The sequence below is a fragment of the Streptomyces sp. NPDC001415 genome (assembly GCF_053597395.1).
Genome location: NZ_JBSFIE010000003.1, coordinates 123,207 through 144,540, shown reverse-complemented (window position 1 = coordinate 144,540; position 21,334 = coordinate 123,207). Strand labels below are relative to the sequence as shown.

Below are 21,334 nucleotides of genomic sequence, written 5' to 3'. Positions count from 1 at the left end.
TACGCCTCGTCGGCGATTAGGCGGGGAGAATGTTCTCCGCCTGCAGGCCCTTCTGGCCCTGGGTGACCTCGAAGGAGACCTTCTGGCCCTCAAGGAGCTCACGGAAGCCGGAGGAGGCGATGTTGGAGTAGTGGGCGAAGACGTCGGGGCCGCCGCCGTCCTGCTCGATGAAGCCGAAGCCCTTTTCCGAGTTGAACCACTTCACGGTGCCAGTAGCCATGTCATTTCTCCTAAGACAGGGGCAGTTCCGGAAATCCGCGGATTTACGGATTCCTCGTCGCCGCATTGAGCCCATCCGGAGAAACCCCGGAAACAAATAATGCGCCTGAGGATCATTCCCGTCAGGCGCACATAAAGTATATGGGTACCAAAACTGCAACAGCCACCACGATAGCACGCCGTCGTGCGGCCCGTCCGTGGCGCTCGTCACCAAGAGCCTGTGGAGCTCGCTGGAGCGGTGCCGCCCGCCGCTCCCCCTGCCGCGGCGGCCCCCGTACCTACAGCCGCTCGATGATCGTCACGTTGGCCTGGCCGCCGCCCTCGCACATCGTCTGGAGGCCGTAGCGTCCACCGGTGCGCTCCAGCTCGTGAAGGAGCGTCGTCATCAGCTTGACGCCGGTCGCGCCGAGCGGGTGGCCGAGCGCGATCGCGCCGCCGTTGACGTTGACCCGGGCCGGGTCGGCTCCGGTCTCCTTCAGCCAGGCGAGCACCACCGGCGCGAAGGCCTCGTTGATCTCGACCAGGTCCAGGTCGTCGATCTTCATGCCGGTCTTCTTCAGGGCGTACGCGGTGGCCGGGATCGGGGCGGACAGCATGCGGATGGGGTCCTCGCCGCGTACCGAGAGGTGGTGGATGCGGGCGCGCGGGGTCAGGCCGTGCTCGGCGACGGCGCGCGCGGAGGCGATGAGGAGGGCGGCCGCGCCGTCGGAGACCTGGGAGGAGCAGGCCGCGGTGATGGTGCCGCCGTCCATGACGGGCTTGAGCCCGGCCATCTTCTCCAGGGTGGTGTCCCTGCGCGGCCCCTCGTCCGTTGTCACGTCTCCGTATGCGACGGTCTCGCGCTCGAAGCGGCCCTCGTCGATGGCGCGGGCGGCTCGTCGGTGCGAGGTCAGCGCGAACTCCTCCATGTCGCGGCGCGAGATCCCCCATGTCTCGGCGATCAGTTGCGCGCCGTGGAACTGGTTCACGGGCGCGTCCCCGTAGCGGGTCCGCCATCCCTCGCTGCCGAGGTAGGGGCCGTCGGTCAGGCCGAGCGGTTCGGCGGCCTGGCGCGAGGCGAAGGCGATCGGGATCATCGACATGTTCTGGGTGCCGCCGGCGACCACCAGGTCCTGGGTGCCCGAGAGCACGCCCTGCGCGGCGAAGTGGATCGCCTGCTGCGACGAGCCGCACTGGCGGTCGATGGTGACGCCGGGCACCTCTTCGGGCAGGCCCGCCGCCAGCCAGGACGTACGGGCGATGTCGCCGGCCTGCGGGCCCACGGTGTCCAGGCAGCCGAACACCACGTCCTCGACGGCGGCCGGGTCGATGCCGCTGCGCGCGACGAGCGCGTTGAGGACATGGGCGCCGAGGTCGGCCGGGTGGACCGCCGAGAGCCCTCCCCCGCGCCGGCCCACCGGGGTGCGTACCGCTTCGACTATGTAGGCCTCGGCCATGCCAACTCCCCAATCGGACAATCGAGTTACGTACGTACGGCGATTCCGTCCAGGACCATCGAGAGGTACTGGCGGGCGATCTCCTCCGGGCTGTGCCGGCCGCCGGGGCGGTACCAGGACGCGGCCACCCACACCGTGTCGCGCACGAAGCGGTAGGTGAGGCGGATGTCCAGGTCGACGCGGAAGGCGTTCGAGGCGACCCCGCGCTCCAGGGTCCCCAGCCACGCCTTCTCGAACTTCTGCTGCGAGTCGGCCAGGTAGTGGAAGCGGGGCAGCGCGGCCAGGTGCTTGGACTCCTTCTGGTAGATCGCGACGGCGGCGCGGTGCCGGTCGATCTCCCGGAAGGACTCGGTGACCAGGGCCTCGATGGTCTCCCTCGGGCCGAGCCCGGCGGCGAGCACGGCGTCGTAGCCCTCCCAGAGTTCGTTCAGGAAGGTCGAGAGGATCTCGTCGAGCATCGACTCCTTGGAGTCGAAGTGGTAGTAGAGGCTGCCCGCGAGCAGGCCCGCCTCGTCGGCGATCTTCCGGACGGTGGTGGCGTTGTACCCCTGGGCGGCGAACACCTCGGCCGCCGTGGCCAGGAGTTCGCGCCGCCGCTCGGGCGAGGCGGTCACCTGCGTCTTCTTCTTGTTCGTCGGCACCCGCCCATTGTGCTGCCCCCGCTAGGGGGTGTCCGATGGGTCAGGGCCGGACAGGTCGTGGCGTCTGGTGCGGTGCATCGCAAGGCGCCGGAGCGTCTTGATAGCGGAGCTATCGGGACGCTTCGGCAACGCGGCGAGGTGCCGTGCCAGGCGTCGCGGCCCCGGCCATGACCCATCGGACACCCCCTAGGCGTGCTGGCTGCTGACGGAGACGACCTCGCCGGTCAGGTACGAGGAGTAGCCGCTGGCCAGGAACACGATGACGTTGGCGACCTCCCAGGGTTCGGCGTAGCGGCCGAACGCCTCGCGGGCGGTGAGTTCTTCGAGGAGTTCGGCGGAGGTCACCTTCACCAGGTGCGGGTGCATGGCGAGGCTGGGCGCGACCGCGTTGACCCGCACGCCGAACTCGGCGGCCTCGATCGCCGCGCACCGGGTGAGCGCCATGACGCCGGCCTTGGCGGCGGCGTAGTGGGCCTGGCCCGCCTGGGCGCGCCAGCCGACGACGGACGCGTTGTTGACGATCACGCCGCCCCGGCCGGACTCCTTGAAGGAGCGGAGGGCCGCCCTCGTACAGCGGAAGGTGCCGTTCAGGGTGACGTCGAGGACCTTGGACCACGCGTCGTCGGTCATGTCGACGAGCGGGCAGGTGCCGCCAAGTCCCGCGTTGTTGACGACGATGTCGAGTCCGCCGTGTTCGTGGGCGGCGCGTGCGAAGAGGGCGGCGACCTGTTGTTCGTCGGTCACGTCGCAGGGGACGGAAGCGATGCGGTGCGCGCCGAATTCGTCGGCGAGCGCCTGCTCGGTCTCCTTGAGGCGGCGGGCGTGGGCGTCGCCGATGACGACGCGGGCGCCCTCTTCGAGGAGCCTGCGGGCGGTGGCGCCGCCGATCCCGGCGCCGGCCGCCGCCGTGACGACGGCGGTGCGGCCGTCGAGCAGGCCGTGGCCCGGCACGTACTGAGCCTTGTTGTCCGTCACGGCGCCACGTTAACCTACCAAACACTTGTTAGGGAAGGATGGTGTGCCGTACCCATGGACCTGGACCCCACGCCCGACCAGGAGGCCTTCCGGGCCGAGGCGCGCGACTGGCTCGCCGCCCACGTCCCGGCCTCTCCGCTCCCCTCCCTGGAGACCGAGGCGGGTTTCGCCGCGCACCGGGAGTGGGAGGCGCGCTTGTACGCGGACCGCTGGTCGGTGGTGTCGTGGCCCGAGGAGTACGGGGGCCGGGGCGTCGACATCTTCAAGTGGCTGATCTTCGAGGAGGAGTACTTCGCGGCGGGCGGCCCGGGCCGCGTCTCCCAGAACGGGATCAACCTGCTCGCGCCCACCCTGTTCGACCACGCGACGCCCGAGCAGCGCGCGCGGATCCTGCCGGACATGGCGAGCGGTGCGACGATCTGGGCGCAGGCCTGGTCCGAGCCGGAGGCCGGTTCGGACCTCGCCTCGCTGCGCTCCAAAGCCGTGCGCACGCAAGGGGGTTGGCTGCTTTCGGGGCAGAAGACGTGGTCGTCGCGGGCCGCGTTCGCCGATCGCGCCTTCGGCATCTTCCGTACGGATCCGGACGCGGCCAAGCCGCACCAGGGCCTGACCTGTCTGATGTTCGACCTGCGGGCGCCCGGCGTGACGGTCCGCCCCATCGGGCGCCTCGACGGCAAGCCGGCCTTCGCCGAGCTGTTCCTCGACGGTGTCTTCGTGCCGGACGAGGACGTGATCGGCGAGGCGGGCGCGGGCTGGCGGATCGCCATGTCGACGACCGGCAACGAGCGCGGCCTGATGCTGCGCTCCCCCGGCCGCTTCCTCGCCTCGGCCGCGCGGCTCGTGGAGCTGTGGCGCACGGCGGGCGACCCGGCGGACACCGCGCTGCGCGACCGGGTCGCGGACGCGGTGATCGGGGCGCGCGCCTATCAGCTGTTCACCTGCGCGAACGCCTCCCGCTTCGCGGCGGGCGAGACCATCGGCGCCGAGTCGAGCCTGAACAAGGTGTTCTGGTCGGAGTACGACATCGCTCTGCACGAGACCGCGCTCGACCTGCTCGGCCCGTACGGCGCACTGTCCGACGAGGCCGACGAGGCGCCGGCGAACGGCAGTTGGGCCGAGAGCTACGTCTTCTCTCTGGCCGGTCCGATCTACGCGGGGACGAACGAGATCCAGCGCGACATCATCGCCGAGCGCCTGCTCGGCCTGCCGAAGGGCCGCCGATGAGGTTCCTGCTCACCCCGGAACAGCTCGACTTCGCCCGTTCCCTGGACGCGATGCTGACCGCCGCCGACACCCCCTCGGCAGTACGGGCCTGGGGCGCGGGGGACGCGGGGCCCGGGCGCGCCCTGTGGTCCCGGGTCGCCGAGGCCGGGGTGTTCGCGCTTGCCGCGCCCGAGGCGTACGAGGGTGTCGGGCCGCTCACCGTCGAGCTGGCCGTCGCCTGCGTGGAGTTGGGGCGGCACGCGGTGCCGGGGCCGCTCGTGGAGACGGTCGCGGCGTCCGCCCTCCTCGCCCGGCTCGCGGAGCTCGGCGAGGAGGGGCCGGCCAAGCGGCTGCTGCCGGGGCTGGTCTCGGGCGCCTGCGTGGCGAGCGTGCTGTTCCCGGGCGCGGGCCCGTACGCGCTCGACGCGGACGCGGCGGATGTGGTCCTCACGGTGACCGGCCACGAGGTGCGGCTCGCCCCGGGCCACGGCCCTGTCCAGCCCTCGGCCGATCCGGCACGGCGCCTCGCCCGCCCCCTGCCCGGCGGTGAACTCCTCGCCACCGGGCCCCAGTTGGCGGAGGCTGTCGCGTACGCCAGCGGCTGGGCGCGGCTCGCCGCGGCAGGCCAGTGCCTCGGGATCGCCGAGGCGCTGCTCGCCCGGACCGTGGCGTACGTCAAGCAGCGCACTCAGTTCGGGACGCCCATCGGCTCCTTCCAGGCGGTCAAGCACCGGCTCGCGGACACGCTGGTCGCGGTGGAGTTCGCCCGGCCGCTGCTGTACGGGGCTGCCCTTTCGCTCGCGCCCGGTGATGTGGCCGCGGCGAAGGTGACGACCGGGGAGGCCGCCTACGCCGCCGCCCGCACCGCGCTGCAACTGCACGGCGCGGTGGGCTACACGCAGGAGCTCGACCTGTCGCTGTGGCTGCGGAAGGCACGTCCGCTGAGGGATGCGTGGGGTTCGCCGAGCGAGTGCCGGGCTGCGGTGCTGGGAGGCTGAACGGTCGGCGTGACCGTCGCGAGCCGGGCCGGCCGGGCGTCAGTGGAGCTGGCCCGTGGGGCGGACCACCACGGAATTCACCTCGACCCCGGACGGCTGCGCCAGCGTCCACACGATCGCCTCGGCCACGTGGTCCGGGGTCATCGCGGGGCCGTCCGGGACGACGCCCGTCGGGTGGCTCGACCAGAACGGGCTGTCCACGCGGCCCGGCGCGACCAGCGTCACGCCGACGCCCGAGCCGGTGACCAGGACGCGGGTGTTCTCGGCGAGCGAGGTCAGCGCGCCTTTGGTCACCGAGTACATGTTGCCGGGCGTGTTCTTGATGCCCGCCGTGCTGCCCACCATCACGATGCGGCCGCCGCTCTCGGTGAGCGCGGGCAGCGCGGCCTTCACCAGGACTGCCGGGCCGAGCACGTTCACCAGGAGCATCTCGCGCCAGTGGTCGGGGTCGCCGTCGGCGAGGTTGTCGTGCGTGGAGAACCCGGCGTTGGCGACGACGTGGTCGAGCCGCCCGAAGTTCTTGACGGTCGCCTCGACCGCGGCGCCGATCGACGCGAGGTCGGTGGTGTCGGCGGCCATCGCCAACACCCCCTCCCCCGCGCCTAGTTCGGCCGCGAAGGCATCCAGCCTCGCCTGGTCGCGGCCCGTGACGGCCACCCGGTGCCCGCCGTCCACGAGGCGCCGGACGGTCGCGGCGCCGATCCCGCTCGCCCCGCCGGTGACGAGGGTGACCGGGCCGTTGTTGTGCTCGCTGCTCATGAAATCCCCTGGATTCTCGAACCCGTCGCGTGCCCAGGGCGACTGTAGCGGCCCGCTCCTCAGGCGTCTTCGCGCAGGCTCTCCTCACTGTTGCCGCGCCGCAGCGTGCGCAGCGCGGTGCCGGGTCGCCAGGCGCGTACGACCAGTTCGTCGTTGTCCAGACCCGTATGTACGACCTCGGTCAGCTCGCCGCGGAAGAGGTGGAACGGCTCGGGCGGCTCCACCTGCGCGGCGTAGGCCGCCTTGACCGCCGGGTCGGTGACCTCCAGGGCTCGTCCGCTGATCCGTACGTCGCCATCGGTCATCTCCGCGTCGGGGCCGGGGTTGGCCTGCACCGAGAAGCGCGGGTCGCGGCGCAGGTCGAGGACCTTCATCGAGTTCGGCATCATGCCGAGCCACAGCTCGCCGTCCCGGAAGTCCACCTCCAGACCGGTCACCCGGGGCGATCCGTCCTTGCGCAGGGTGGCCAGGACATGGTGCTTGTACTTCTGGAACCGCTCCTCGACGAGCTCGGCGAACTGCGCCTCGGCCCGCCGGAACTCGCTCCAGCCGACCGCCTTGGTTCCTGTCTCCTTGGTTGCCATGGCTGCAGGAAACCTCAGATACCCGACATCTCCTGTCCGGATTGCCGCGCCGGCAGGGTGACGACGGCCGCATGCCCCTCGGCCCGGACGACCGCGGCGCCCTCGTCGGTCAGGACCGCGTCGTACGGGCCGAGGCGTACGCCGTCGACGCGTGCGGGCGCGTCGAGAGCGACGACCAGTGCGGGCCCGGTGACCGTCAGGTCGCCCCGCACCACGGCGACCGCCGGGGCGGGGTGGCCCCTGCGGAACATCACGTTGAAGTTGACGACGGGCCCGGCCAGGAGGCGGCAGTCGGTGGGGGCGTCGCCGGGGAAGCGCTGGGGCACGAACGGCTCGTCCACCAGGCGCCGTTGACCGTCCACGGTGAGGTCCATTCCGGCGCCCTCGACGACGGTGAGGATCCGGTCCACGCCGGGAAACCCGGAGAACGGACCGTCCGCGCCGACCTCCGCGAGGCTGACCCGCCACTCGAAGTCCCCCGTTCCCGCACCTTCGGGGTGGGCGGCGATGCCCCGCGTCACCCCGCCGCCGTTCTTCCACGGCACGGCTTGCCTGGCGGCGGCCCGCGACACCTTCAACGCACGATCCCTTCCGCGCGGGCGGCGCGCAGCCAGTGCGGGAACTCGCCGAGCAGCCGGTCGTAGAGCTGGGCGTCGCTCACCCTGCGCGGGTCGGTCCCGGCGGCGAAGAACCCGGCGTTGTCGACGCAGCGGTATTGGGGGACGGCCAGTTCATCGAGTCTGCGCAGGAAGTCGAACTGGTGGCTGCGAGGGTCTCCGAAGCCGATGAACTGCCAGAACATCGGCAGCGTGGCCGCCTTGCAGACGTACCGCTCGGCCGCGAGGCGGCTGCTGGGGCCGCCGTCCGTCTGGAAGACGACGAGCGCGGGGGCGTCCGCGCCGCTCTCCAGGTAGTGGTCGATGACCGCGTCCATCGCCACGTGGTAGTTGGTGCGGCCCATGTGGCCGAGGTTGGCGACGATGCGCTCGATGCGCCCGTGGTGGTTCTCCAGGGCGATCTCCGTCTCGGCGTCGATGCCGGTGGAGAAGAAGACCACCGGCACGCGGCCGTCGTCGTCGAGGTGGGCGGAGAGGCCCAACACCCGGTCGGCGAGCGCCTGCACGCTGCCGTTCTTGAAGTACGGGCGCATCGAGCCGGAGTAGTCGACGACCAGGTAGACGGCGGCGGTCTCGTCGTCGAGCCCGTGCTTCTCCAGGGACACGGCGGCGCTCTTGTAGAGGGAGACGAGCGCGGGCGCGGTCTCCTCCACGTTTCGGAGGGACAGTGCGGGCATGCGCCTCGTCTCCGTTCCGACGGGGTCGGGAGTGCCGAGGTTACGCGATGCGGGGTGGGTCCGGCTTGCCCCGGGCAGCCCCGGCCGGCCGGGGCGTTTCTGGCGTCCGGCGCCGGGGCGCTCCGCTGGGGGTGCGGATGTTCGTCCGCGGGCCTTCCGTGGCGGGTCGCTCCCCCAAGTTCTCGACTTCTCCCTCACTCTCGGCTTCGCTTGAGCGGGGGACCACCCCATGAACAGGGGGACCCACATCGCGGCGGAGCCGCACATGTCACAGCCCCCCGCGCTCCTTGGCGGCATGCGCTCTTGAGCCCACCCGGGGCGGGTCTGATCCCGGACGTCAGGATTCGCGCTGGGGGGCGCCGAGGTAGGTGAGAACTGCGAGGACGCGCCGGTGGCCGCTGTCCTCAGGGGGGAGGTCGAGCTTCACGAAAATGTTCCCGATGTGCTTGTGCACGGCCCGCTCGGTGACGACGAAGCGATCGGCGATCTCAGAGTTCCCGTATCCCTGGGCCATCATCGCGAGTACTTCGCGTTCGCGCTCGGTGAGCCGTGTCAGGGGGCTGCCGCGCGTCGCAAGCAACTGCCGGACCACGTCGGGGTCCAGCGCTGTGCCACCGGCCGCCACCCGGTACAGCGCCTCAAGGAAGTCGTCGATGCGGGCGACCCGGTCCTTGAGCAGGTAGCCGACGCCGGTGCCGTCGGCGAGTAGCTCTCGGGCATAGGTGTCCTCGACGTACTGGGAGAGCACGAGGATCGGGAGGCCGGGGACACGTTTCCTGGCGCGCAGTGCGGCTCTGATGCCCTCGTCGGTGAAGGACGGAGGGAGGCGGACGTCCACCACGGCCACGTCCGGCCGGTGTGCGACAGCGGCCGTCACGAAGGACTCGGCGTCCTCGGTCGTGGCGACCACCTCGTTCCCCAGGGCCTCCAGCATCGCGGAAAGTCCCTGCGCGAGCAGCGCGTTGTCCTCGGCGATCAGGATGCGCACGGGCACTCCACGGTGATCACTGTTGGCCCGCCTGGCGGGCTCTGCACCCACAGCCCGCCGTCAACCGCCTCGACGCGCTGTCGCATGCCGCGCAACCCGGTGCCACGGCCCTCGGCTGCCCCGCCCCGGCCGTCGTCGGTGATCTCCGCGCGGACCGTGCCGCCGGCCCTGGTCAGGGTGACCGACACGGAACCGGCGTCGCCGTGCTTGGCCGCGTTGGTGAGCGCCTCGGTGACGGCGAAGTACACGGCGACCTCGACCTGCGCCGGTACGTCGCCGAGTTCGCCGAGTTCCGCAGTGGCGGGTATCGGGCAGCGCGCAACGACCGCCGAGACCGCGCCGGTGAGGCCCCGGTCGGCGAGGATCGGCGGGTAGACGGAGCGCAGCACGTCGCGCAGCTCGGCCATCGCCTCCTCGGTGCCCTCCCGCGCCTGGGCCAACAGCGGGCCCACCGCTGCGGGGTTGGAGCCGAGCGTCCGCTCGGCGAGCCCGATCTGCATGGCGAGGGACACCAGCCGTGCTTGGGTGCCGTCGTGCAGGTCCCGCTCGATGCGGCGCAGCTCACTGCCGTGCGCGTTGATCGCCCCGGTGCGCGTCCGGTCCAGCGTTGACACGCGCTCGGCGAGGATCGCGGCGGCCGAAGGGGCGAGCAGCCAGCGGCTCACAGACGCCGCCAGCCTGGCCAGCAGGGGTGGGCCGAACAGGGCGAGCAGCACACTCAGCAGAAGCTGAGGCACTCCGGCGTAGACCGCGGACGCCCAGCCGTCGATCGGGATGTTCAGAATCAGCCTGATCGGCTCGTCCTCGGGGAACAGCCACCACAAACACACGAGTACGAGCACGGCCGCCGGGAACAGGAACAGCGCCGCGCCAATGAGGCCGAGCGTGGTGCCTGTGACCATCATGCCGGGAGCCCAGCGCAGGTCGCGGCCGGTCGCCGGATCCGACAGCGCCGCCATCAGGCGCCGTCGCGCGTGCGGTCCGGCTGCCGTTGTGGTCGCCGCCCACCGTCCCAGCCGGTCGCGTTCGCCGTCGGCCAGCCAGCGCAGTAGCCGGAGTTCGAACGGCAGGACGAGCAGGCCCACGCCCACCATGCAGAGCACGGCCGAGTACATCAGCACGGGCACCAGCACGACCAGGGTCAATCCGCGGATGAACGCCACCGCACAGTATCCGGCGGCATGGGCCGAACGCGCCACGCTCACTCGCGCAATCGAGAACACATTCACGTCGGCCACTCTTCCCCTCCCAGGCCTCCCGGCGCAGTGGTGCGCGCTACACCATTGGTCGGCGAGCGTGCACGATCGCCTCCGTCACGTCGCGGTTCGTAGCGTCACAGCCATGAAACGAACGAACACCCCGGGCTGCTCGCACCGCGGTCTCGTCCCCTTCCTGGCAATCAGCTTTGCTGGGGCGTGGATCACTATGATCCCGCTCTGGCTCGACGGCCTCCGTCGGACGAGCGCCGCGCAGGGGACTCCCCGGCTCGCGGCGCTGTGCATGATCCTCATGATGCTGGTGCCGGCGCTGACCGCCTTCGGCCTCACCGCGCGCCGCCGAGGGCCGCGCGAGGCCGTGCGGGTCCTCGGACTGGCCAGGGTCACACCGTGGCGGCACGAAGTCCACTGCGCCGCGATCGCACTCACGATCCCGCTCGGCCTCACCGCCGCCGGCCTGATGGTGGCCACGCTCGCCGACTGGTACATCCCCGCGCACCTGCCCGGGCCCGCCGTCATCACACCGCTCATGCTGAGCGCGCTGGTGTCCATTCCGCTGTACTTCGGCGAGGAACTCGGCTGGCAGGGCTACCTGCTGCCCCGGTTGCTACGCCACGGCAGGCCCCGCGGCCTACTGATCGGCGGCGCGATCTGGGGGGCATGGCACGTCCCGATGACCGCGCTCGGCGGAAGCTACCCCGGCCACTCGGTGCTGCTGGGCATACCAGTCGCCGTGGTGACCGCCATGCTGCTCGGAACGGTGATCGCCTCCGTCCGGCTGGTCACCGGGTCGGTGTGGGCGGCCGTCGCGGCGCACCTGTCGCTCAACGAGTTCGCGCTGCCGCTGACCCACGACGTCTCAGGTGACCTCGTCGATCCGCTGCTCGCCGGGCCGCTGAGCATCTCGACCTGGCCGGCGAGCGCCCTCGCCGTGCTTGGCATCTGGCTCACCTACCGACGGCGCGCCGGGACCATGCGCTCGGCGACGGCGCGGCCCGGCGCGCACTGGTCACGGTCCGGAGCGGCGACTTGACGAAGCGGTGACCGAGAAGCGTAGGTCTCCTTCACCGAAACCCCGCGCGCTGCCCGGCGCAGCGTGACTGTCACGCCGGACAGCTTTCCCCTGACCTCCCGCTCAGAGCCCTGGTGACGCTCCAGCAGGACCTTCTGGTTGCTCCTGGAAAGCCGGCAGCGCGAAGATTCGCTGTTTCGCCTCGTCCTCCATCAACTCGACCAAGGGCAGGACCAGTTCCCACAGGTTCTGTTTGTCCACCTCTCTCGTCAGGGCGTCCAGGTCCTCGTCCGACAGGGTGCCCGCCGCGTCCGCCACCACCTTGCGGGATTCCTCGGGCAGCACCTCCACCAGCGGGAGGAACTCCGCCCACAGGGCGGTCGCCACCACCGCGGGGACTATTCCGGCGAGGACCGCCGGGTCCGTGAGGGAGGGCAGTACTGCCACCGCCCGGCGGTCCTCCTCGCTCAGCAGGGCCACCAGCGGGAGCAGCGACTCCCACAGGTCCTGGTCGGCCACCGTCCGTACCAGTGTGTCCAGTCGGTCCTGCGGCTGGCGCGCGGCCAGGGTGGCGATCCGGGCGCGCTGGTCCCCCGTCACCATGCCGGCCACCGCGAGGGCCTCGGGCCACAGGCCGTCGGCCGCCGACGCGATGACCTGGGCCAGCCTCTCCTCGCCCATCAACTCGATGATCCTGCCGAGGCGTTGGGGCTGGTCCACCGCGAAACCCGTGCGCAGCACCACCGCGTCGTCGACCTGCGGCAGGATGCGGGTCAGCGCCGAGTCGCGCAGATGGCCGACGAAGCGGCCCATGGTGAGGTGGTCTCCGCGCTCGGCAAGGGTGACCGAGATGCGTACGAGCAGGTTCTCGTCGAGGCGGTCGACGATGCCCGCGATGCGGCGCGGGTCCAGGTGGGCGCAGGACGCGGCGGTGAACGCGACGGGGAGTTTCTCGATGATGTCGGCGGCCCGGGCCGGTTCGAGGCGGCCCGCTACGGCGGCGGCCAGGCGTGGGCCGAGTGCCTTTTGTGAGATGGCTGCGGCTACCCCGGCCGGGACGAGTTTGGTCGCCTTCGCTATGCGGTCCAGCATGTCGGGCGCCCCGTCGAACAGCGCGGCCACCGCCTGTTCGCGGAGCTTCCGCAGGTCCTCGGTGGGCAGCGCGGCCAGGAAGGCCAGGTGCTCGGGGCGCTCGTCGAGCAGGGCCGCGATCTTCTCGGTCTCGGCGCGGTTGCGGAGCTTGTCCATGGCCGACCTCACTTGAAGAGGATGCGGCGGACGGGGCCGCGGGCCAGGGCGGGCACCAGCTTCAGGGCCTCTTCGGCGGCCTCGCCGAGACCAGCCGCACGACTCTCGCGCTCCTTACGCAACGCGCCTGCCAGGAAAGCGAGTTGATCCTCCGTCAGCTCGGTGAGGGAGTCCGGCGGCGCGGCTCCCAGCTCCGTACTCAACTGCGACAGCGCTTCGTTGCTCAACGGATCCTCCCGGTGACGGACGGCGGCTCGTCCCGAGACTGGAGCGCAATTGACTAATAGTCAATACGTGGCGCGGGCCGCGGCCCGAACACGCCGCGGCGCCCGCCCAGTCGTCCGGTCGGGGACAGTGGGGCGGGCGCCGGTCAGTTCCGCACGTCGTTGTACGGGACGTATGAGGGGTACTGGACCCGGGGGCGTCAGACGGTGAGCGCGCGGTCCGTGGGGCGGATCGGGGCGGGCAGGTCGCTCGCGCCGGTCAGGTAGCGGTCGACGCCGCGTGCCGCGGAGCGGCCCTCGGCGATCGCCCAGACGATCAGGGACTGGCCGCGGCCCGCGTCACCGGCGACGAACACGCCGTCGACGTTGGTCGCGAAGTCCGCGTCACGCGCGACGTTGCCGCGCTCGTCGAGCGCCAGGCCGAACTGCGCCACCAGGCCGTTGGACTGGTCGGTGCCGGTGAAGCCCATGGCGAGGGTGACCAGCTGGGCGGGGATCCTGCGCTCCGTGCCCGGCTTCTGGGTCAGCTTGCCGTCGACGAACTCGACCTCGACGAGGTGCAGGAACTGGACGTTGCCGTCCTCGTCGCCCTCGAAGTGGGTGGTCGACACCGAGTAGACGCGCTCGCCGCCCTCCTCGTGCGCGGAGGTCACCTTGTAGAGCATGGGGAACGTCGGCCAGGGCTGGCCCGGGTTCCGCTCCTCGCCCGGCTTGGGCATGATCTCCAGCTGGGTGACGGAGGCCGCGCCCTGGCGGTGGGCGGTGCCCACGCAGTCCGCGCCGGTGTCGCCGCCGCCGATGACGACGACGTGCTTGCCCTCGGCGGTGATCGGGGGCGCCACGAAGTCGCCCTCCTGCACCTTGTTGGCGAGCGGCAGGTACTCCATCGCGAAGTGGATGCCGTTCAGTTCGCGGCCCGGGACCGGCAGGTCGCGCGAGACCGTGGCGCCGGCCGCGATGACGACGGCGTCGTAGCGCTTGCGCAGCTTCGCGGCGTCGATGTCCCGGCCGATCTCGACCTCGGTACGGAACTTGGTGCCCTCCGCGCGCATCTGCTCGATGCGGCGGTTGATGTGCACCTTCTCCATCTTGAACTCGGGGATGCCGTAGCGCAGCAGGCCGCCGATGCGGTCGGCGCGCTCGTACACGGCGACCGTGTGTCCGGCCCGGGTCAGCTGCTGGGCGGCGGCCAGGCCCGCCGGGCCCGAGCCGATGACCGCGACGGTCTTGCCGGAGAGGCGCTCGGGCGCCTGCGGCTTGACGTCGCCCGTGTCCCACGCCTTGTCGATGATCGAGACTTCGACGTTCTTGATGGTGACGGCGGGCTGGTTGATGCCGAGCACGCACGCCGACTCGCAGGGAGCCGGGCACAGCCGCCCGGTGAACTCCGGGAAGTTGTTCGTGGCGTGCAGGCGCTCGGAGGCGGCCCGCCAGTCCTCGCGGTAGGCGTAGTCGTTCCACTCGGGGATCAGGTTCCCCAGCGGACAGCCGTTGTGGCAGAACGGGATGCCGCAGTCCATGCAGCGCCCGGCCTGCTTGCTGATGATCGGCAGCAGCGAACCGGGAACGTAGACCTCGTTCCAGTCCTTGAGGCGCTCGCCCACCGGGCGGGTCTTGGCGACCTCGCGGCCGGTGGTCAGGAAGCCCTTGGGGTCAGCCATTGGTCGCCGCCTCCATCATCTTCTCGGTGGTCTCCTGCTCGGAGAGACCGGCGAGCTCAGCGGCGTCCTTGGCGGCGAGCACTGCCTTGTACGTGGTCGGGATGATCTTGCTGAAGCGGTCCACGTTCACGGACCAGTCGGCGAGCAGCTTCTCGGCGACCGTCGAGCCGGTCTCCTCGAAGTGGCGGCGCACGACGTCGTGCAGCCACTGCTTGTCGGTGTCGCTCGGTGTCTCGATGGCGTTCAGGTTCCCGGAGTTGACGTTGTCCCGGTCCAGGTCGATCACGTAGGCGATGCCGCCGGACATGCCGGCCGCGAAGTTGCGCCCGGTCTCGCCGAGGACGACCGCGTGGCCGCCGGTCATGTACTCGCAGCCGTGGTCGCCCACGCCCTCCGAGACCACGAGGGCACCCGAGTTGCGGACGCAGAAGCGCTCGCCGGTGCGGCCGCGCAGGAACAGCTCACCGCCGGTCGCGCCGTACGCGATGGTGTTGCCCGCGATCGTCGAGTACTCGGCGAGGTGGTCGGCGCCCCGGTCCGGGCGGACGATGACGCGGCCCCCGGAGAGGCCCTTGCCGACGTAGTCGTTGGCGTCGCCCTCCAGGCGCAGCGTCACACCGCGCGGCACGAAGGCGCCGAAGGACTGCCCGGCCGAGCCGGTGAAGGTGATGTCGATGGTGTCGTCGGGCAGGCCCGCACCGCCGAACCTCTTCGTCACCTCGTGGCCGAGCATGGTGCCCACGGTCCGGTTGATGTTGCGGATCGCGATCTGCGCGCGGACCGGCTGGGCGGCCTCGGCGGACTCGGCCTCAAGGGCGTCGGCGGCGAGCTTGATCAGCTCGTTGTCCAGCGCCTTCGCCAGGCCGTGGTCCTGCTCGATCACCGCGTGGCGCACGGCGCCCTCGGGCAGTTCGGGCACGTAGAACAGCGGCTCCAGGTCGAGGCCCTGGGCCTTCCAGTGGGTCACGGCCCGGTCGGTGTCGAGGAGTTCGGCGTGGCCGACGGCCTCCTCGATCGTACGGAAGCCGAGCTCGGCCAGGATCTCGCGGACCTCTTCGGCGATGAACTCGAAGAAGTTCACGACGAATTCGGGCTTGCCCGAGAAGCGGTCGCGCAGGACCGGGTTCTGGGTGGCGATGCCGACCGGGCAGGTGTCCAGGTGGCAGACGCGCATCATGACGCAGCCGGAGACGACGAGCGGCGCGGTCGCGAAACCGAACTCCTCGGCGCCGAGCAGCGCGGCGATGATCACGTCGCGGCCGGTCTTGAGCTGGCCGTCGGTCTGGACGACGATGCGGTCGCGCAGGCCGTTGAGGAGAAGGGTCTGCTGCGTCTCCGCGAGGCCCAACTCCCAAGGTCCACCGGCGTGCTTGAGCGACGTGAGCGGGGAAGCGCCCGTTCCGCCGTCGTGGCCGGAGATGAGGACGACGTCCGCGTGGGCCTTGGAGACACCCGCGGCCACGGTCCCGACGCCGACCTCGGACACGAGCTTCACGTGGATGCGCGCGGCCGGGTTGGCGTTCTTGAGGTCGTGGATCAGTTGAGCCAGGTCCTCGATGGAGTAGATGTCGTGGTGCGGCGGCGGCGAGATGAGGCCGACGCCCGGGGTGGAGTGCCGGGTCTTGGCGACCCACGGGTAGACCTTGTGGCCGGGCAGCTGGCCGCCCTCGCCGGGCTTGGCGCCCTGGGCCATCTTGATCTGGATGTCGTCCGCGTTGACCAGGTACTCGCTGGTCACGCCGAAGCGGCCGGAGGCGACCTGCTTGATGGAGGAGCGGCGCGCCGGGTCGTACAGACGGTCCGCGTCCTCGCCGCCCTCACCGGTGTTGGACTTGCCGCCCAGCTGGTTCATGGCGATGGCGAGCGTCTCGTGCGCCTCGCGCGAGATGGAGCCGTACGACATGGCGCCGGTCGAGAAGCGCTTGACGATCTCGGAGACGGGCTCGACCTCGTCGATCGGGATCGGCTGCCGGTCCGCGGACTTGAAGCCGAACAGGCCGCGCAGCGTCATGAGGCGCTCGGACTGCTCGTTCACGCGGTCCGTGTACTGCTTGAAGATGTCGTACCGCTTGTTGCGCGTGGCGTGCTGGAGGCGGAAGACCGTCTCCGGGTCGAACAGGTGCGGCTCGCCCTCGCGGCGCCACTGGTACTCGCCGCCGATCTCCAGGGCGCGGTGCGCCGAGGGGACGCCGGAGGCGGGGTAGGCCTTGGCGTGGCGGGCGGCGACCTCGCGTGCGACCACGTCCAGGCCCGCACCGCCGATCTTCGTCGCGGTGCCGATGAAGTACTTCTGGACGAAGGCCTCTTCGAGACCGACGGCCTCGAAGACCTGCGCGCCGCGGTAGGAGGCGACCGTCGAGATGCCCATCTTGGACATGACCTTCAGGACGCCCTTGCCGAGCGCGTAGATCAGGTTGCGGATGGCCTGCTCGGGCTCCAGGCCCTCGATGAAGGTGCCGGCCCGGACCAGGTCCTCGACGGACTCCATGGCGAGGTACGGGTTGACCGCCGCGGCACCGTACCCGATGAGCAGCGCGACGTGGTGCACCTCGCGGACGTCGCCGGCCTCGACGAGCAGGCCCACCTGGGTGCGCTGCTTGGTGCGGATGAGGTGGTGGTGGACGGCGGCGGTGAGCAGCAGCGAGGGGATCGGCGCGTGCTCGGCGTCGGAGTGCCGGTCGGACAGGACGATCAGGCGGGCGCCGTCCTCGATCGCGGCGTCGGTCTCCTTGCAGATGGCGTCGATGCGGGCGGCGAGCGCGTCGCCGCCGCCGGAGACCCGGTACAGGCCGGAGAGCGTGGCGGCCTTCATGCCCGGCATGTCGCCGTCGGCGTTGATGTGTATCAGCTTCGCCAGCTCATCGTTGTCGATGACCGGGAAGGGCAGCGTGACGCTGCGGCACGAGGCGGCGGTGGGCTCCAGGAGGTTGCCCTGGGGGCCGAGCGTGGAGCGCAGGCTGGTCACGAGCTCTTCGCGGATGGCGTCGAGCGGCGGGTTGGTGACCTGCGCGAACAGCTGGGTGAAGTAGTCGAAGAGCAGCCGGGGGCGCTCGGAGAGCGCGGCGATCGGCGAGTCCGTGCCCATGGAGCCGAGCGGCTCGCCCGCGGTGCGGGCCATCGGCGCGAGGATGACGCGGAGCTCTTCCTCGGTGTAGCCGAAGGTCTGCTGGCGGCGGGTGACCGAGGCGTGGGTGTGCACGATGTGCTCACGCTCGGGCAGGTCCTCCAGCTCGATCTCGCCGGCTTCCAGCCACTCCTTGTACGGGTTCTCGGCGGCGAGGGACGCCTTGATCTCGTCGTCCTCGATGATGCGGTGCTCGGCGGTGTCGACGAGGAACATCTTGCCGGGCTGCAGGCGGCCCTTGCGGACGACCTTCGCCGGGTCGATGTCGAGCACGCCGACCTCGGAGGACAGGACCACGAGGCCGTCGTCCGTCACCCAGTACCGGCCCGGGCGCAGGCCGTTGCGGTCGAGGACCGCGCCGACCTGGACGCCGTCGGTGAAGGTGATGCAGGCCGGGCCGTCCCAGGGCTCCATCATCGTGGAGTGGAACTGGTAGAAGGCGCGGCGGGCCGGGTCCATCGACTCGTGGTTCTCCCACGCCTCGGGGACCATCATCAGGACCGAGTGGGGCAGGGAGCGTCCGCCGAGGTGGAGGAGTTCGAGCACCTCGTCGAAGGACGCGGAGTCGGAGGCGTCCGGCGTGCAGACGGGGAAGATGCGGTCGATCTTCCCGGCGCCGGAGTTGAAGAGGTTCGAGGCGAGCTGGGACTCGCGGGCCACCATCCAGTTGCGGTTGCCCTTGACCGTGTTGATCTCGCCGTTGTGCGCGACGAAGCGGTACGGGTGGGCCAGCGGCCAGCTGGGGAAGGTGTTGGTGGAGAACCGCGAGTGCACGAGGGCGATGGTGGTGGCGCAGCGGCGGTCGGAGAGGTCCGGGAAGAACGGCTCCAGCTGGCCGGTGGTCAGCATGCCCTTGTAGACGATGGTCCGGGCGGAGAGCGACGGGAAGTAGACACCGGCCTCCCGCTCGGCGCGCTTGCGCAGCACGAAGGCCTTGCGGTCGAGCGCGATACCGGACGAGCTGCCGTCACCGACGAACAGCTGGCGGAAGGCGGGCATGGTGGCGCGGGCGCCGTTGCCGAGCAGTGCCGGGGTGACGGGGACCTCACGCCAGCCGAGCACGGTGAGCCCCTCTTCACCGGCGATCGTCTCAATCTTTGAGACGGCCTCGCTGGTCTCCTCCAGGGGCAGGAAGGCGATACCGACGGCGTACGAGCCTGCCTCGGGCAGCTCGAAGTCCGTGACCTCGCGCAGGAACGCGTCCGGGACCTGGAGCAGGATGCCCGCGCCGTCACCGGAGTCCGGCTCGGAGCCGGTGGCACCGCGGTGTTCCAGATTGCGCAGTACGGTCAGGGCCTGCTCGACCAGCTCATGGCTGGCAACACCGGTGAGGGTGGCCACGAACCCGACGCCACAGGCGTCGTGCTCGTTACGGGGGTCGTACATCCCCTGCTGGGCGGGGCGACCGTCCATGGGCGACCAGGCGTCGGAACGCATCGGCTCTCCCGTCGTCGTTAGTGGCATGGGGGGCTCCCTGCTCGATCTGGGGTCCCCCTGCTCGGGCGAGGCCGAGACCTTGGGGGTGAGAGCTTGGGGAGGCGTAGCCGAGGGACGACGTTGGCCCTCTGCGAAATTTCGTGCAGGTTACATGATGGAACGTATCTCGGGAACCGGATAGCCCGTTCCAACATGCGGACACCCAGGCTGCGGGCTTCATTGCCCACGGGGGCGCACGCCGGGCGTGCTGGTTGGGTGTGTACGGCCTATGCCCGGCGGTAAAAGATCCGAAACCGCCGGGTAACGATTACTTATGTGGCCCTATGCATACTCCGCCATTCTACGGCTCGGAGCGGCAAAGCGCGCAGGACGTATGTCACACGGGGCGGAGCCAATGGCCCCGCCCCGTGTGCTGACCTCGGCGTTCGTCAGCCGATGGCGGTACCGAAGAAGGAGCCGATGCCGAAGGTCAGGGCGGCCGCCGCGCCGCCGAGGGCCAGCTGGCGCACGCCGCTGAACCACCACGAGCGGGCCGTCACCTTGGCTACCACCGCGCCGCAGCCGAAGAGGCCGATCAGCGCGAGCAGCACCGCGGGCCACAGCGCGGTGGCGCCCAGCAGGTACGGCAGCAGGGGCAGCAGCGCGCCGAGGGCGAAGGAGGCGAAGGAGGACACCGCGGCCACAGTGGGCGAGGGCAGGTCGGACGGGTCGATGCCGAGCTCCTCGCGGGCGTGGATCTCCAGCGCCTGCTCGGGGTCCTGCGACAGCTGGCGGGCGACCTCGCGGGCGAGCTTCGGCTCGACTCCGCGCGACATGTAGAGCTCGGCGAGCTCGCGCTCCTCGTCGGCCGGGTGCTTGCGCAACTCCCGCCGCTCGATGTCGAGTTCGGCCTCGACGAGCTCGCGCTGCGAGGCGACCGAGGTGTACTCGCCGGCCGCCATCGAGAAGGCGCCGGCCGCGAGGCCGGCGAGCCCGGTGATGACGATGGTCTGGTGCGAGACCTCGCCACCGGCGACGCCCGTCATCAGGGCGAGGTTGGAGACCAGGCCGTCCATCGCGCCGAACACGGCCGGGCGCAGCCAGCCACCGTTGACATCGCGGTGGGTGTGGTTGTCGCGGTGCGCCCCGTGCAGCGTCGCTTCGGTATCGATGATGGACACAGCTATCCCCTTGCTTTCAGCCGCGGGCACCGTTCACGTCCCGCGCCCCCTCAACACCGTCGAAACTACGCTCGATGTAAGGGCCGCGCCAGCAAGTAAGGCCTTACTTAGTGAGGTTGGGCTCAGTAAGCAAGGCCTTCCTGAGGGCCCCGGGAGCCCTTGCGGGCGGCCCCGACGAACGCGCCGGGCACCCCGCACCCACGGAACCAACCGCCCAGGGTGGACAATCCCGGCATGACCCGGATCACCGTGCTCGGCAGCACCAACATGGACCTCGTCGCATACGTCACCACCGCGCCGCGCAGCGGCGAGACCGTCACCGGCCACGAGTTCCGCACCGTCCCCGGCGGCAAGGGCGCCAACCAGGCCGTCGCCGCCGCGCGGGCCGGGGCGGAGGTGGCGATGATCGGCGCGGTCGGCACGGACGAGTTCGGCGACCGGCTGCGCGCCACGCTCGAACACTCGGGTGTCGACATCGACCTGCTGCGCACCACCGAGGGCCCCTCCGGCACCGCCCACATCGTGGTCGACCGCGACGGCGCCAACGCGATCGTCGTCATCCCCGGCGCCAACGCCTCGATCACCTCGCTCAGCCACGCGGACCGCGCGGTGATCGCCGAGGCGCGGTCCCTGCTGATCCAGCTGGAACTGCCGATGAGCGCGGTCCTGGCGGGCGCGGAAGTGGCCCGGCGCAACGGGGTCCGTACGATCCTGACGCCCGCGCCCGCGCGGCCGCTGCCCCCCGAACTCCTCGCCGTCACCGACCTGTTGGTGCCCAACGAGCACGAGGCAGCGACGCTGACCGGCATCTCGGGCGACCCCGAGCGGGCCGCGGGCGCGCTCCTCACGCAGGTGCCCGAGGTCGTGATCACGCTGGGCGCGCGGGGCTGCCTGTACGCGTCCCGGGCGCAGCCGGAGCCGGTGGCGGTGCTGGCCCCGCCGGTCACCGCGGTGGACACGACGGGCGCCGGCGACACCTTCGTGGGCGCCCTCGCGGTGGCCCTGGCCGAGGGCCGCCCGATGACCGACGCGCTGGCGTGGGCGTCCAGCGCGGCCGCGCTGTCGGTGCAGCGGCCAGGGGCCGCGACGTCGATGCCGTACCGCACGGAGATTGATGCGTGAGGCTGGAGCGGGGTTCGCTGATTGCCCCGGGC

The 21,334-nt window shown here is 71.0% G+C and carries 19 protein-coding genes; 4 read left to right on the top strand and 15 right to left on the bottom strand.

Annotated features, from left to right (window positions below; translation table 11 throughout):
* Positions 1 to 16: 16 nt before the first annotated feature.
* The 4 genes from ACWC2B_RS04890 to ACWC2B_RS04875 all read right to left on the bottom strand — a co-directional run bounded on the left by ACWC2B_RS04890 (position 17) and on the right by ACWC2B_RS04875 (position 3,271).
* Complete coding sequence (locus tag ACWC2B_RS04890) at positions 17 to 220, bottom strand: cold-shock protein (RefSeq protein WP_053727847.1); 204 nt, start codon at positions 218 to 220, stop codon at positions 17 to 19.
* A gap of 277 nt (positions 221 to 497) precedes the next feature.
* A complete protein-coding gene (locus ACWC2B_RS04885) occupies positions 498 to 1,655 on the bottom strand; it encodes an acetyl-CoA C-acetyltransferase (protein ID WP_450715012.1) in 1,158 nt (385 codons plus the stop codon).
* A gap of 26 nt (positions 1,656 to 1,681) precedes the next feature.
* A complete protein-coding gene (locus ACWC2B_RS04880) occupies positions 1,682 to 2,296 on the bottom strand; it encodes a TetR/AcrR family transcriptional regulator (protein ID WP_450715011.1) in 615 nt (204 codons plus the stop codon).
* A gap of 186 nt (positions 2,297 to 2,482) precedes the next feature.
* On the bottom strand, positions 2,483 to 3,271 hold the full coding sequence (locus ACWC2B_RS04875; RefSeq protein ID WP_450715010.1) for an SDR family oxidoreductase: 789 nt from the start codon (positions 3,269 to 3,271) through the stop codon (positions 2,483 to 2,485).
* Between the two features lie 54 nt (positions 3,272 to 3,325).
* Here ACWC2B_RS04875 and ACWC2B_RS04870 point away from each other — a divergent pair, with 54 nt between their 5' ends.
* A complete protein-coding gene (locus ACWC2B_RS04870; protein ID WP_450715009.1) occupies positions 3,326 to 4,495 on the top strand; it encodes an acyl-CoA dehydrogenase family protein in 1,170 nt (389 codons plus the stop codon).
* Positions 4,492 to 5,472 carry an acyl-CoA dehydrogenase family protein gene (locus ACWC2B_RS04865; protein ID WP_450715008.1) on the top strand — a complete coding sequence of 327 codons (981 nt, stop codon included), beginning with the start codon at positions 4,492 to 4,494 and terminating at the stop codon, positions 5,470 to 5,472. The genes ACWC2B_RS04870 and ACWC2B_RS04865 overlap by 4 nt, the downstream gene beginning before the upstream one ends.
* Positions 5,473 to 5,511: 39 nt before the next feature.
* Here ACWC2B_RS04865 and ACWC2B_RS04860 read toward each other — a convergent pair whose 3' ends face one another.
* The 6 genes from ACWC2B_RS04860 to ACWC2B_RS04835 form a co-directional block, all read right to left on the bottom strand.
* Positions 5,512 to 6,231: an SDR family oxidoreductase gene (locus tag ACWC2B_RS04860; RefSeq protein WP_450715007.1), complete on the bottom strand. Its 720-nt coding sequence runs from the start codon at positions 6,229 to 6,231 to the stop codon at positions 5,512 to 5,514.
* 59 nt (positions 6,232 to 6,290) lie between these two features.
* A complete protein-coding gene (locus ACWC2B_RS04855; RefSeq protein ID WP_450715006.1) occupies positions 6,291 to 6,815 on the bottom strand; it encodes a pyridoxamine 5'-phosphate oxidase family protein in 525 nt (174 codons plus the stop codon).
* Positions 6,816 to 6,829: 14 nt separating this feature from the next.
* Positions 6,830 to 7,393 carry a HutD/Ves family protein gene (locus ACWC2B_RS04850; protein WP_450715005.1) on the bottom strand — a complete coding sequence of 188 codons (564 nt, stop codon included), beginning with the start codon at positions 7,391 to 7,393 and terminating at the stop codon, positions 6,830 to 6,832.
* Positions 7,390 to 8,109, bottom strand: coding sequence for a vWA domain-containing protein (locus ACWC2B_RS04845; RefSeq protein WP_450715004.1), 720 nt, complete (start codon positions 8,107 to 8,109; stop codon positions 7,390 to 7,392). Before ACWC2B_RS04845 ends, ACWC2B_RS04850 begins: the two co-directional genes overlap by 4 nt.
* Positions 8,110 to 8,446: 337 nt before the next feature.
* Positions 8,447 to 9,097, bottom strand: a complete 651-nt coding sequence (locus tag ACWC2B_RS04840) for a response regulator (RefSeq protein ID WP_450715003.1) — start codon at positions 9,095 to 9,097, stop codon at positions 8,447 to 8,449.
* Positions 9,085 to 10,260, bottom strand: a complete 1,176-nt coding sequence (locus ACWC2B_RS04835) for a histidine kinase (RefSeq protein WP_450715002.1) — start codon at positions 10,258 to 10,260, stop codon at positions 9,085 to 9,087. The genes ACWC2B_RS04840 and ACWC2B_RS04835 overlap by 13 nt, the downstream gene beginning before the upstream one ends.
* A 178-nt stretch (positions 10,261 to 10,438) precedes the next feature.
* Here ACWC2B_RS04835 and ACWC2B_RS04830 point away from each other — a divergent pair, with 178 nt between their 5' ends.
* Complete coding sequence (locus ACWC2B_RS04830) at positions 10,439 to 11,347, top strand: CPBP family intramembrane glutamic endopeptidase (RefSeq protein WP_450715001.1); 909 nt, start codon at positions 10,439 to 10,441, stop codon at positions 11,345 to 11,347.
* A 102-nt stretch (positions 11,348 to 11,449) separates the two neighbouring features.
* Here the strand turns inward: ACWC2B_RS04830 and ACWC2B_RS04825 are convergent, their stop codons facing one another.
* From ACWC2B_RS04825 to ACWC2B_RS04805, 5 genes are all read right to left on the bottom strand, one after another.
* Entirely contained in the window at positions 11,450 to 12,574 is a 1,125-nt protein-coding gene (locus ACWC2B_RS04825; RefSeq protein ID WP_450715000.1) for a hypothetical protein, read from the bottom strand.
* 8 nt (positions 12,575 to 12,582) lie between these two features.
* The gene (locus tag ACWC2B_RS04820; RefSeq protein ID WP_450714999.1) at positions 12,583 to 12,801 is read right to left on the bottom strand and encodes a hypothetical protein; all 219 of its coding nucleotides are present in this window, start codon (positions 12,799 to 12,801) and stop codon (positions 12,583 to 12,585) included.
* Positions 12,802 to 12,998: 197 nt separating this feature from the next.
* Positions 12,999 to 14,459, bottom strand: coding sequence for a glutamate synthase subunit beta (locus ACWC2B_RS04815; protein ID WP_450714998.1), 1,461 nt, complete (start codon positions 14,457 to 14,459; stop codon positions 12,999 to 13,001).
* The gene (gene gltB / locus ACWC2B_RS04810) at positions 14,452 to 19,020 is read right to left on the bottom strand and encodes a glutamate synthase large subunit (RefSeq protein ID WP_450715226.1); all 4,569 of its coding nucleotides are present in this window, start codon (positions 19,018 to 19,020) and stop codon (positions 14,452 to 14,454) included. Before gltB ends, ACWC2B_RS04815 begins: the two co-directional genes overlap by 8 nt.
* A gap of 428 nt (positions 19,021 to 19,448) precedes the next feature.
* On the bottom strand, positions 19,449 to 20,180 hold the full coding sequence (locus ACWC2B_RS04805) for a VIT1/CCC1 transporter family protein (RefSeq protein ID WP_450714997.1): 732 nt from the start codon (positions 20,178 to 20,180) through the stop codon (positions 19,449 to 19,451).
* 234 nt (positions 20,181 to 20,414) lie between these two features.
* Here ACWC2B_RS04805 and rbsK point away from each other — a divergent pair, with 234 nt between their 5' ends.
* Positions 20,415 to 21,302 (top strand): ribokinase, encoded by an 888-nt coding sequence (gene rbsK / locus ACWC2B_RS04800; RefSeq protein ID WP_450714996.1) that lies wholly within the window; start codon positions 20,415 to 20,417, stop codon positions 21,300 to 21,302.
* Positions 21,303 to 21,334 lie beyond the last annotated feature (32 nt).